This window comes from Moraxella sp. (genome assembly GCF_024227015.1).
In the GTDB taxonomy this organism is placed as follows: Bacteria; Pseudomonadota; Gammaproteobacteria; order Pseudomonadales; family Moraxellaceae; genus Moraxella.
The window spans coordinates 1-12113 of record NZ_JAAELD010000366.1; the positions used below are offsets into that span (position 1 = coordinate 1).

Annotated in this window: 16 protein-coding genes; 10 read left to right on the forward strand and 6 right to left on the reverse strand. The window is 45.0% G+C overall.

Annotated features, from left to right (window positions below):
* The first annotated feature begins 133 nt into the window (after nucleotides 1-133).
* The 7 genes from GY683_RS08470 to fdx all read left to right on the forward strand — a co-directional run bounded on the left by GY683_RS08470 (nucleotide 134) and on the right by fdx (nucleotide 5590).
* Nucleotides 134-646, forward strand: coding sequence for an Rrf2 family transcriptional regulator (locus tag GY683_RS08470; RefSeq protein WP_046697467.1), 513 nt, complete (start codon nucleotides 134-136; stop codon nucleotides 644-646).
* On the forward strand, nucleotides 643-1866 hold the full coding sequence (locus GY683_RS08475; RefSeq protein ID WP_297288316.1) for an IscS subfamily cysteine desulfurase: 1224 nt from the start codon (nucleotides 643-645) through the stop codon (nucleotides 1864-1866). The genes GY683_RS08470 and GY683_RS08475 overlap by 4 nt, the downstream gene beginning before the upstream one ends.
* Before the next feature lie 107 nt (nucleotides 1867-1973).
* Nucleotides 1974-2357, forward strand: a complete 384-nt coding sequence (iscU, locus tag GY683_RS08480) for a Fe-S cluster assembly scaffold IscU (protein ID WP_297288317.1) — start codon at nucleotides 1974-1976, stop codon at nucleotides 2355-2357.
* 25 nt (nucleotides 2358-2382) lie between these two features.
* Nucleotides 2383-2703 carry an iron-sulfur cluster assembly protein IscA gene (iscA, locus tag GY683_RS08485; RefSeq protein WP_046696395.1) on the forward strand — a complete coding sequence of 107 codons (321 nt, stop codon included), beginning with the start codon at nucleotides 2383-2385 and terminating at the stop codon, nucleotides 2701-2703.
* Nucleotides 2704-2712: 9 nt separating this feature from the next.
* Nucleotides 2713-3234 carry a Fe-S protein assembly co-chaperone HscB gene (hscB, locus tag GY683_RS08490; RefSeq protein WP_297288318.1) on the forward strand — a complete coding sequence of 174 codons (522 nt, stop codon included), beginning with the start codon at nucleotides 2713-2715 and terminating at the stop codon, nucleotides 3232-3234.
* Between the two features lie 112 nt (nucleotides 3235-3346).
* Complete coding sequence (gene hscA / locus GY683_RS08495; RefSeq protein WP_297288319.1) at nucleotides 3347-5215, forward strand: Fe-S protein assembly chaperone HscA; 1869 nt, start codon at nucleotides 3347-3349, stop codon at nucleotides 5213-5215.
* A 36-nt stretch (nucleotides 5216-5251) separates the two neighbouring features.
* Nucleotides 5252-5590 (forward strand): ISC system 2Fe-2S type ferredoxin, encoded by a 339-nt coding sequence (fdx, locus tag GY683_RS08500; RefSeq protein ID WP_036366257.1) that lies wholly within the window; start codon nucleotides 5252-5254, stop codon nucleotides 5588-5590.
* A gap of 37 nt (nucleotides 5591-5627) precedes the next feature.
* On the opposite strand, the gene purN is transcribed toward fdx, so the two are convergent.
* Nucleotides 5628-6281 carry a phosphoribosylglycinamide formyltransferase gene (gene purN / locus GY683_RS08505; protein ID WP_297288320.1) on the reverse strand — a complete coding sequence of 218 codons (654 nt, stop codon included), beginning with the start codon at nucleotides 6279-6281 and terminating at the stop codon, nucleotides 5628-5630.
* Nucleotides 6282-6350: 69 nt separating this feature from the next.
* Nucleotides 6351-7394 carry a phosphoribosylformylglycinamidine cyclo-ligase gene (gene purM, locus GY683_RS08510; protein ID WP_297288321.1) on the reverse strand — a complete coding sequence of 348 codons (1044 nt, stop codon included), beginning with the start codon at nucleotides 7392-7394 and terminating at the stop codon, nucleotides 6351-6353.
* 183 nt (nucleotides 7395-7577) lie between these two features.
* Between purM and GY683_RS08515 the strand changes: the two genes are divergently transcribed.
* The 3 genes from GY683_RS08515 (at nucleotide 7578) to GY683_RS08525 (ending at nucleotide 10311) form a co-directional block, all read left to right on the forward strand.
* The gene (locus GY683_RS08515) at nucleotides 7578-8675 is read left to right on the forward strand and encodes an AI-2E family transporter (protein ID WP_297288322.1); all 1098 of its coding nucleotides are present in this window, start codon (nucleotides 7578-7580) and stop codon (nucleotides 8673-8675) included.
* Nucleotides 8676-8846: 171 nt separating this feature from the next.
* Nucleotides 8847-9608, forward strand: a complete 762-nt coding sequence (locus tag GY683_RS08520; protein ID WP_297288323.1) for a DnaA/Hda family protein — start codon at nucleotides 8847-8849, stop codon at nucleotides 9606-9608.
* 49 nt (nucleotides 9609-9657) lie between these two features.
* On the forward strand, nucleotides 9658-10311 hold the full coding sequence (locus GY683_RS08525) for a DUF2057 family protein (protein ID WP_297288324.1): 654 nt from the start codon (nucleotides 9658-9660) through the stop codon (nucleotides 10309-10311).
* 126 nt (nucleotides 10312-10437) lie between these two features.
* Here GY683_RS08525 and rpmA read toward each other — a convergent pair whose 3' ends face one another.
* The 4 genes from rpmA to GY683_RS08545 all read right to left on the reverse strand — a co-directional run bounded on the left by rpmA (nucleotide 10438) and on the right by GY683_RS08545 (nucleotide 12057).
* Complete coding sequence (gene rpmA, locus GY683_RS08530) at nucleotides 10438-10695, reverse strand: 50S ribosomal protein L27 (RefSeq protein ID WP_003659274.1); 258 nt, start codon at nucleotides 10693-10695, stop codon at nucleotides 10438-10440.
* A gap of 55 nt (nucleotides 10696-10750) precedes the next feature.
* On the reverse strand, nucleotides 10751-11062 hold the full coding sequence (gene rplU / locus GY683_RS08535) for a 50S ribosomal protein L21 (protein ID WP_036366243.1): 312 nt from the start codon (nucleotides 11060-11062) through the stop codon (nucleotides 10751-10753).
* Nucleotides 11063-11191: 129 nt separating this feature from the next.
* Entirely contained in the window at nucleotides 11192-11542 is a 351-nt protein-coding gene (locus GY683_RS08540; RefSeq protein WP_297288325.1) for a hypothetical protein, read from the reverse strand.
* Nucleotides 11542-12057, reverse strand: coding sequence for a TPM domain-containing protein (locus tag GY683_RS08545; RefSeq protein ID WP_297288326.1), 516 nt, complete (start codon nucleotides 12055-12057; stop codon nucleotides 11542-11544). Before GY683_RS08545 ends, GY683_RS08540 begins: the two co-directional genes overlap by 1 nt.
* Between the last annotated feature and the right edge of the window lie 56 nt (nucleotides 12058-12113).

Sequence of the window (12113 nt, forward strand, 5' to 3'; positions counted from 1 at the left end):
AATTTATCTTTTAATAAAAATAACAGCAAAGTTCAATAAATAATCTTGACCTAATTACTAGGAATTATTATAATGAGCCTAAATTAATTCACCGATGTTCGAATCAGAACTAGGCATTTTTGGGTATTTTCTTATGCGCTTAACCACTCGCGGCAGATATGCAGTCACCGCCCTGCTTGATTTGGCGGTACAAGAGAATCGCCATCAAGGTGCAGTCTCACTCTCTGACATCGCAAAACGCCAATCCATCTCAATCTCTTATCTTGAGCAGCTATTTTCTAAGCTTCGCAAAAAAGGTCTCGTAAATAGCACGCGCGGTGCATCAGGTGGCTACCACCTAGCCAAGCCATTGGATGAGATTGACATCATGAGCATCATTACGGCAGTCGATGAGAGTGTCAATGCCATGCAATGCGGCGGTAAAGGCGACTGCCAAGATGGCGCGATGTGTCTGACGCATGATTTATGGCATAATCTGTCTGCGCATATCGAAGCATATCTTAGCAATGTCACACTTGATGAGCTTCTTAATTCCAATAACACACAAAGCATCGCCGAACGCCAAGAGTACAAAGCTCTAAGCAATAAAGGCGATAGAAAAGATCACATTAATACCATTAACTTACTTGGGGTAAATCCAGCATGAGCCAGAATTCCTTAATTTATCTAGATTACGCAGCCACCACGCCCGTCGCGAAGGAAGTCGCCGACAAGATGGTTCAATACATGACTTTCGATGGCATCTTTGGCAACCCTGCCAGTCGCTCACATGGCTTTGGCTGGCAAGCAGAAGAAGCAGTTGAAAATGCTCGCCTTCAAATCGCCGAAACCGTTGGCGCTGACCCACGTGAGATCGTGTTTACCAGTGGTGCGACCGAATCAGACAACCTAGCCCTAAAAGGCGTGGCGCACTTTTATCACACTAAAGGCAAGCACATCATCACAAGCCAAATCGAGCACAAGGCAATTCTTGATACCTGCCGTCAGCTTGAACAAGAAGGTTTTGAGATTACTTATCTAACCCCTCAAGAAGGCACAGGCATCATCACGCCAGAGCAGGTAGCTGATGCGATTCGTGAAGACACCATCTTGGTGAGCTTGATGGCAGTAAATAACGAGCTTGGCACTGTGACAGACATTAAAGCCATCGGCGAGATCACTCGCGCCAAAGGCATTATTTTCCATGTGGATGCTGCTCAAGCGGTTGGCAAAATCAAAATCAATCTTGAAGAGCTAAAAGTAGACCTAATGAGCTTTAGTGGTCACAAGATCTACGGCCCTAAGGGCATCGGTGCGCTATACGTTGGACGTAAGCCACGCGTGCGCCTAAAAGCAGAACAACACGGTGGCGGACACGAACGCGGCATGCGCTCGGGCACACTTGCTACCCATCAGATCGTTGGCATGGGCGAAGCTTTTGCTTTATCGGTACAGCGTTTTGATGAAGATCATGCACACATCACTCGTCTGCGTGACAAGCTATGGAATGGCCTACAAGGCATCGAAGAGATCTATCTTAACGGCAGCTTTGAGCATGGTATTCCTAACATTCTAAACGTGAGCTTCAACTTCATCGAAGGCGAAAGCTTGATGATGTCGCTAAAAGACCTAGCGGTATCTTCTGGCTCGGCTTGTACTTCAGCGACACTTGAGCCATCTTATGTGCTGCGTGCGATCGGTCGCCCTGACGAATTGGCTCACTCATCGATTCGCTTTAGTATCGGTCGCTATACCACCGACGAAGACATTGATCGTGTTCTAGCACAGATCACTGATGCCGTTGAAAAGCTTCGCGACCTATCTCCGCTGTGGGACATGTTCAAAGATGGCGTTGACTTTAGCAAAGTTGAATGGCAAGAACATTAATTTTTTAAATCACAAAATCCCTAAAATTGAATAGGCAATCGGCTTGATAATCCAATAATCGACAGCATTAAAAGAGTATCAAGCCTAACCCAAAATAGGAAAATATCATGGCATATTCAGACAAAGTTATTGACCATTACGAAAACCCACGCAACGTAGGCAACCTAGACAAAAACTCAAAGAATGTCGGCACTGGCATGGTGGGTGCACCTGCTTGTGGTGACGTGATGCGCCTACAAATCCAAGTTGGCGATGATGGCATCATCCAAGACGCCAAATTCAAAACCTACGGCTGTGGCTCAGCGATTGCCTCTAGCTCATTGGTTACCGAATGGCTAAAAGGCAAAACGCTAGACCAAGCTGCCGCCATTAAGAACAGAGACATCGCAGAAGAGCTTGCCCTACCTCCGGTAAAAGTTCACTGCTCAGTATTGGCTGAAGACGCCATCAAGGCGGCGATTGAAGATTACCAAGCCAAAGCACACGCTTAATTTTGTAGTACATAGGAGATAAGTTATGATCACGCTAACCGAACGAGCTGCCAAACACGTTAAAGACTTTCTAGATAACCGCGGTAGCGGGGAAGGGATTCGTGTGGGCGTGCGAACGGCAGGCTGTTCAGGACTTGCCTATGTGCTAGAATTTGTCGATGCGCCGAACGACACCGATGAACGCTTTGAAAGCGATGGCGTGAGCGTGTTTGTCGATCCTAAGAGCTTGGTATATCTTAACGGCCTACAGATGGATTACGTCACAGAAGGTCTGAACTCTGGCTTTAAATTCACCAACCCCAATCAGACCGGTGAGTGTGGCTGCGGCGAATCCTTTACAGTGTGATGATGCGACATGACGAGTCATAATAATTTCTTTACCCTGTTTGATTTGCCTGTGGCCTTTGATATTGATAAAGATGCACTAAAAAAATCTTTATTAGCCTTACAAAAAATCCATCATCCTGATCAAGCCCAAAGTGCGCCTACGCAAATGGCATCACTTATCAACCATGCCTATGACAGCTTATATCATGATGATAAACGCGCTGCCCACCTGCTTGAGCTGGCTGGTGTGCAATGCGATTTGAATGCATCGATTAATGATTGGGACTTTTTGGATGAGATGATGGAGTTTCGCATAGCACTTGATGATCTGAATAATCAAGACGAGCTGAGCGAACTTCTTCGCGCCATTAATGACCAAAAATCACGCTACAACACTGCTTTTAACATCAGCTATCAAGCCAAAGATTGGCAAAATGCTGAAGTTAATGCCCAAAAAATACAATTTTTAGAAAAACTTGCCATTGATGTTCAGCACAAACTTACCGACAGCCTAAACACCAATGGCGATGATGACGATCTTTATGTATAGATGATACCAGCTAACGATCCTCATTTATATTCAATTAGATTGATTAAAATTAGAAGTCAGCCACTTATTTATTTGCGTAATTTTTCGCATTAGCCAGCTTTTAAGAGATACCATGTCTTTATTGCAAATTAGCGAACCCAACCAATCCAAAAACCCCCATCAGCATCGTTTTGCACTTGGGATCGACTTGGGCACAACCCATTCCTTGATTGGTGTGGTGCGCTCTGGGCGGGCCGATGTCTTGAATTTTGGTGATACACCACTCATGCCATCGGTCGTGTATTATGGTGGTCAGTCCGACCGCCCATTGATTGGTAAAGCCGCGTTGGCTTATGCTGATGATACCAAGAATACCATCATCTCTGCCAAGCGATTCATGGGTCGCAGTAAGGCAGACATCAAATTTTCACATCCTTACACCTTAGTTGGCGATAAGCACACCATGCCTGCCTTTGTTACCGCCCAAGGTGACAAATCCCCTGTTGAGACTTCGGCACACATTCTGTCACACCTAAAGCGCCATGCTGAAGCCGCCCTACCACCTGACAGCATCGCTGGCGCTGTCATTACCGTGCCTGCGTATTTCGATGAGGCTCAGCGTGCCGCTACCAAAGACGCTGCCACTGCTGCAGGTCTGACGGTACTTAGACTATTAAATGAACCAACGGCAGCTGCCATCGCCTATGGATTGGACAAGAATACCTCAGAAGGCATCTATCTCGTCTATGACTTGGGCGGTGGTACATTTGACGTGTCCATCTTGAGATTGTCAGATGGCGTGTTTGAAGTTCTAGCGACAGGTGGTAACAGCGCACTTGGTGGTGATGATATTGATCGCTTGATTGCCAACTATTTTATCAAAAGCGCAAATCTAAACCCTGCTAACATCGATAATGCAGAAAAATCACGACTTGCCAAGCTTGCCAAACAATATAAGCAAGCCCTAAGCAACAGCCATGCTGTGATGATTGACATCACAGTATCAGGCATGCCTCTTCACATGATGTTCAATAGTGCCACTTTAGCCGACATCATCGAGCCTGTCACCAGACGCACTCTACAAATCTGCCAACAAGTCCTACAAGATGCCAAAATCAACAAAGATGACGTTCGAGAAGTTGTCTTGGTGGGTGGCTCAACTCGCATGCCCATCATCCAACAAGCAGTTCATCAATTTTTTGACAAAGAGCCGCTCTGCACGCTGAATCCCGATGAAGTCGTAGCTCTGGGTGCGGCACGCGCTGCCGATCAGCTCATCAATAAGCGCGATGACAATTTACTACTGTTAGATGTGACGCCATTATCGCTTGGGCTTGAGACGATGGGCGGCCTAACTGAAGTCATTATCCCAAGAAACACACCGATTCCTGTTGCACGTCGTCAGGTGTTCACCACCCATCAAGATGGTCAGACTGGCATGGTCGTTCATGTCGTGCAAGGTGAACGTGAAGCGGTGGCAGATTGTCGTACTTTGGCACGCTTTGAATTGCATGGTATTCCGCCGATGAAGGCTGGTCATGCACGCATCGAGGTGAGCTTTAATATTGATGCGAATGGCCAGCTTACCGTATCTGCCCAAGAGACTACCACAGGTGCGCGCAGTCAGATTCAAGTCAGCCCAAGCTATGGATTAAGCCCTGGGCAGCAAGAGCAACTTCTTCAAGCTGGCTTCTTACATGCCAATGAAGACAAGCGTTTACGCGCACTTATCGAGACCAAAGTCGAAGCAGAACGCGAGCTCATCGCACTAGATTCAGCATTGAATGAATTTGACAATTTATTATCTCAATCCGATAAAACAGCCCTGCTTGCCGCCATGCAGTCACTAAGAGATGCGCTACAAGACGATGACAAAAAATCCATCGATACAGCCAATGCTAAGCTTAAACCATTAAGCGATCATTTTGCCTCGATCATCATGGATCAAAATGTCAAGTCCGCATTAAAGGGCACAAGCACCGCCGAGTGGCACACAAACTAAGTTTTTAAATCAATCAAAGAAAAAACGAGAAAGATCATGGTAACCGTAACTGTCCTACCCCATCACGAAATCTGCCCTGAAGGCGCAACAGTAGAGCTAAATGAAGGTGAAAATCTATGCGAAGGCCTGCTTGAGCGTGGCATTAAGATTGAGCATGCTTGCGACATGTCAAAAGCATGTACCACCTGCCACGTCGTCGTTCGTGAAGGTTTTGATAGCTTAGAAGAGATGGATGACATCGAAGGCGACCTTCTAGATCGCGCTTGGGGTCTAGAGCCTGATTCTAGATTGTCTTGTCAGTGTATTGTATCAAATGAGAATCTTACCATCGAGATTCCTAAATACACCCTAAACCACGCCAAAGAAAACCACTAATTTAATATTAAAAACTCCAGGTAATCACTTGGGGTTTTTAATAATCACTCAACCACAGTCGATATGGCAAAGCCAAATTATCAGAAATCACATCCTTATCCAATGACAGAACGTCTTTTGCGATCAACTCTAGCGTGAACGGCACCAGCTGATGCTCAAGCTTCTGCACGCGCAATCTTAGCAATTCTGATGATTCATTCTGCTTAACCGCTAATACAGCCTGAGTCAATACCTGACCTGCATCAAGCTCAGCTGTGACCACATGCACGCTGCATCCATGCAGTTTATCGCCAGATTTCAGCACGCGCTCATGTGTATCTAGCCCTTTATAATTAGGCAGGAGCGATGGATGCAGATTAATCATGGCACAAGGTACAGCAGCAATGAATTCCGCCGACAGCACACGCATGAACCCAGCTAAAACGACCAAATCAGGCATCCACTCATTTAAGAGTTCTAGCGTATGCTTCTCGAAGGTCTTGATGCCCATTTTCTTGCCGTTAGGCACATGCGAAAGCACCACCGTGCGAATGCCTGCATTATTGGCGCGTGTCACCGCATAGGCATCGGCGACATTACTAACCACACCAACAATCTCAATTGGCAGTCGCCCTGCCTGCATGGCATCAATCATCACTTGAAGATTAGAACCACTACCAGAAACCAGTACGGCGATTTTTAATTTTTTCATAGATTTGCAATCAATCAAACTATCAGTCATTTAAAAAATAAACCGCCAAAGTGACGGTTTATTAATATCTTATTGGTAAACAACCGCATCCGTATCACGCGCAGCGATACCGCCAATCACCCAAGAATCCTCGCCTTGATCTTTTAGGAAGCTTAGTGCAGCATCAGCATGTTCTTTTGGGATAACTAGAATGAAGCCAACACCGCAGTTAAAAGTACGATACATCTCTAGCGTGTCAATGTTACCGCCCTTTTGAAGCCATTGGAATATCGCAGGTAGATTCCAACTTGCAGTGTCGATTTGAGCTGCTAGATTCTCAGGCAGTACACGTGGCAAGTTCTCAGTCAGACCGCCGCCAGTGATATGCGCCATGGCATGGATATTGGCATTGCCTAGGTGCTTCTGAAGGGCGTTCACAGACTTAACATAGATGCGCGTCGGCTTCATGAGTGCATCCGCCAGCGACTCTTCACCAAGCTTCTCGATAGCCACATCCGTACCGGTTACCTCAATAACCTTACGCACCAAAGAATAGCCATTAGAATGCACGCCACTAGAAGCAAGTGCAATCAGAACATCGCCATCTTGGACGTTCTTACCGGTGATGACCTCTTCTTCTTCAACCACACCAACACAAAAGCCTGCCAAATCATAATCTTCATCTTGATACATGCCTGGCATCTCAGCAGTCTCACCGCCAATCAATGCACAATTTGACAATTTACAGCCATCGCCGATGCCTTTGATGACAGCTTCTGCGGTATCAACATCTAATTTACCAGTGGCGTAGTAATCCAAGAAGAATAAAGGCTCAGCACCACACACCAACAGATCATTCACACACATCGCTACCAAATCCTGACCGATGGTGTCATGACGATTTAGGTCTAATGCCAACTTTAGCTTAGTACCAACGCCGTCAGTACCCGATACCAATAAAGGCGATTTATAGCCTTGTGGGATACGGCAAAGCGCACCAAAACCACCCAATCCGCCCAACACCTCAGGGCGAGAAGTTGCTTTAGCGACTGATTTGATGCGCTGTACAAGCGCTTCGCCTGCGTCAATGTCTACGCCTGCATCTTTATAGCTAAGTGAAGTTTGCTCTGTCATGGCAATTGCAATCCTGTCAAAATCAAAATTGGTTAAAACTCGTTAATTATACCAAAAATTTAACCCAAAAACTTACTAAAATCGCCATTCGCCTTAAATTGTATAATTTTTTTGAAATTGGTGTATATTTATGCACATTTTTTATTTATTATATAGCTAATTATCATTATTCGCACGAGTTTTATGAACCGATATCACATTGACCCATTTTTTCGTCGCCTGTTTATTACAGTTGGTCTGTGTTTATTCCTTTACCTGCTTTATCTGATGCGTATTGTCATTACGCCTTTTGTTGCGGCGTTTATTTTGGCGTATTTTTTAAATCCGCTGGTGGCGATTTTTGATCGATTTTTACCCAGAGGTTTGGCGATTGTTGCGGTTTATCTGATTATCACCTTGATCATCTCAGCACTCTTGGTGTGGCTGCTTCCCATGCTTTGGGTTCAGCTACAGCTGGCTTGGGAGTCGTTGCCCGAATTATTAAAATGGTATAATGACGTGGCGCGACCTTGGCTGGGCCAATTCACCAAAAACAACCTTCTTAAAGTCGATCTGGACATGATCTCTAGTGAACTGACGACGTACATTCAAACCAATTATCAAGTTTCTGATGCCCAGACATTCATTAAGCGTGTATTTACTTCAGGAATGTCTGCCGCCAACAGCGTCGGCTTGATTGTCATGATTCCGATTTTGACTTTTTATTTTTTGTTGAATTGGCGCGGACGTCTTACAACTTGGCAAAACGCCCTACCACGTGACCATGTCAACAGAATCACTCTAATCGCCAAAGATTGTGATGCAGCGCTGATGAACTTCATCAAAGGTCAGTTCATGGTGATGATCCTGCTGGGTATAATCTATGCCGTTCAGCTTCAGCTTATCGGGCTAAAGCTTGGGCTGATCATCGGTATCAGTGCTGGCATCGCAAGTTTCGTGCCTTATCTAGGCTTCGCAATTGGCATCATTGTAGCGCTTGTGGCGGGGTTTTTTCAGTTTGGATTTGATTGGAAATACATGCTACTGATCATTGGTGCTTTTGGCGTAGGTCAGGCGATGGAAGGCTATGTATTACAACCTTTATTATTGGGCGATAAGATTGGATTGTCTGCGCTGTGGGTGATTTTTGCGGTATTGGCGGGCGCGGCATTGCTTGGCTTTGTGGGTATGTTGATTGCACTGCCCGTCTCAGCGGTGATCAATGTGCTGTTTCGCCATGCTTATGCCGCCTACCTTAGAAGCGACTGGTATCTGGGACATAAGCAGCTAAAATTATGGTAGCAGCTTAAATGATTTTGTATAAATCCACAAAATCACTTGCCAACATTTCCCAAAATGTGCTATATATAGGCAACTTTAAAATGTATAAAATGAATTGATGGATTGATCAGAATACACCAGCATAATGTTAATAATAAAAATCCATCAAGCCTAAGTAGGTAATTGTAATTAATGAGTGATTTTATTCAGCCATCGCTTAATCTTGACCTAAAGCAGGATGCCAGCCTTAGTGACTTTCGTGGCGATGGATTCTTGCCCGTATTAAATGCGATACGCGAGCTGGGTCTTGGCAATTTAAGAGAGTTGTTCATCATTGGCGCCTATGGCTACGGCAAGACCCATCTGGCGGCAGCGATATATAGACACTATACCCAAACCTACAAAAAAAGCGCAATCAGTCTATCGCTGGGTGACATGATCGATAATGATGGTGATGCCAGCGCCTTAGTTGGGCTTGAGATGTTTGATCTGATCATCATTGATGATTTACATTTAATTCATCGCAGTCGCGAATGGCAAGAAGGCTTATTTCATCTCATTAACCGAGTGCGCGAACAGAACAAGCAGATAGTATTTTTGGCAAATAATCCTGCGCGCGAGCTTGAGATTGGACTGTTGGACTTGGTTACACGGTTGTCTCTTGCGCCCACTTTCCGCCTACCGACCAATGAAGACATTGATGATAGAAAGGCACTACTTAATTCAATCCTAAAACGCAAAAATTGGCGACTGCCTGAGCCGATTTTTGAATTCATGCTAGATAGTGGTCCGCGCAATGCTGGTGACATGATTCAAGTATTAGATCATATCTCGCCTCTGCTAACCCATCTGTCTCGCGTGCAAGTTCCCAAGAAAACCATCGATGAGGCCAAGAGCATCATCGAAAGAGAGACGTTTTTACTCGAAATCTCTGATCATAAAATTGACAATTAACCCTAATCGATCAAAGGTTAGCCCAAATTTCACCTCAAAGGAAAAACTTATGAAAATGATCACTAAAGCCATCATCGCCTCCCTTGCACTAAGTGCAGCATATGCTCACGCAGAAGTGCGCCTACTGGTCGATGACAACATCAAAGTGACCGCCATTAACGGTCAAGAAGTTCGCCACGGCGCACTACAGCCACTACAAAGAGAATTCAAACTAGAGGCAGGTCGTCATGTCGTGACTGCACGCTATGATCGTATCTTTGATCTAACTCGTGGCGATCACGACTACCTAAAATCTGGCAACATCACGGTGACAGCAGACCTTCAGGACAATCAAACCTATCAACTAGTCATGCCAAACCAACCAAATAACTACAACGCTGCCAAAGAATACGTCAAATCGCCAACCTTAGCTGTTGCCCAAAATGGTCAAGTCATTGCTCAAGAGAGCATCGTTGAAGACCGCACAGGTGTATTAAGCTCAATCACTCAAAGCATCGGTGGCATGTTCGGTCGTGATAATGCAGTAACTTCTAACCAAAGAACCATCGCTGCCTTAAACCAAGCACCTACCACTACAGTAACTGCATCAAGCGCACCAACCCAAGCGCCTATCGCCCGTGATAACCTAGACGGCTTTATGCAGCTTTGGTTAAACTCTAGCGAAGAAGAGCGCGAGAAGATCCGTCAATGGATTGGCAAATAACCCCATCGGATCATGCAAATAAGGCTCTTAATGAGCCTTATTTTTTTGTCTTAAGAAATAAATTCAAATAAAAAACCATCGCAAGATATTGCGATGGTTTTTTGATTGGGCTAATCTTAGCTAAGATTATTTTGCCAATACAGATACATAACGGCGGTTGAATTGACCTTTAGTCTCGAACTTCACTACGCCTTCAGTTAGAGCGAATAGTGTGTGGTCGCGACCCATGCCTACGCCTTCGCCTGCGTGGAATTCAGTACCACGTTGACGAACAATGATGTTACCTGCAACAACGTCTTGACCGCCAAATACTTTTACGCCAAGCATTTTTGGGTTAGAATCACGACCGTTACGAGTAGAACCTGCGGCTTTTTTATGTGCCATGAGAATGTCTCCTATGTGGATGCTTTATCAGATAAAGGCATCAAATAAATGGTAATTAAGCGTTGATTGCTTTGATTTTTAGCTCAGTGAACCATTGACGGTGACCTTGCTCTTTATGGTAGTGCTTACGACGACGGTGCTTAACAATGCGCACTTTTTTGCCGCGACCATGTTCTACCACTTCTGCTTCAACGCTAGCGCCAGCAACAACTGGTTGACCAATTTTGATGTCAGCGCCATTTACAACCATTAGCACGTCTTCAATCTTCAGCGTTTCACCTTTTTCAGCTTTTAGTAGCTCAACTTTTAGAGTCTCGCCAACGCTAACACGGTGTTGTTTACCGCCACTTTTGATTACTGCGTACATCTACGTTCTCCGTAAAAAACCTGTGTGTCGTGGCTATCCCTTGATAGCTCTTGATAACGAACACGACTAGGACATAAAATAAGGCGGTATTTTATCAAAAAAACAAAGCGCTTACAAGGATAATTTTAGTTATTTTTTAAATTGTTGGAGCTTCGCGACCAATTCTGACAGCTCTTTAATGCGGTACCGCTGTTTTAGGCTAAATATCATCACATCGCCAAGTTTCCTGGTGGCATTAACGGCTTTATCATCTAGAATAATATACGCGTCAATAGAGCCGTCTTTGGATACAATGATTCGATCTTGCTTTATGGTGTAATCAAAATAAGGCTCACGCCGAATCAGCTCAGCTTGTAATCGATCTATCGGCGCTATGCGGCGCATTGAATCATTTGACTTCTTGGGTAAAAAACGCGCGATAAAATACAAAACAATCCCTGCGCCCATAAGTAGTACAAGCCAAGTCAACGGGCTATTCATCACTTTAAGAACACCACATCATTCTTAAGCTCATTGCCCGAGACATCGCCCGGATAGTGGGCGCGCATCAGATTGCCAATCTCGTTAATCAGCGTGGTCAGCCCTGCGCCAAAATTACCTTGTTTGCACGCATTTAGCGCATTCTGGGTTAGCTTTAACCATTCTTCATCATCGACCAAATCATCAATGCCACGATCAGCAATAACCTCCAAATCATGCTCACAAACATTCACATAAATCATCACGCCCGTATTTTCAGCAGTATCCCAAACACGGTGCAAGCCAAACAAAGCCAACGCGCGCTCACGACAATCCATCTCATACGCCTCACCGATGGGCAGATGATTCTCAATGACAAGATAAATCTCACCGCGATGACCGCACTCAGCATCTGTAATGCTCTGGGTTAGTGATGACTTTAAGTCATCGGTTAGCCAGCGATTGTGAAGCATCGGAATAAAAAAGAGCTGTCGCCACAGTCGAGTAAGGCTTTTGGTTGATTGGATAGTTTGCATAATTAAATCAAGGTTAAAATCATAAAAAAGAAATGCGCAAAATGACGACATCACGG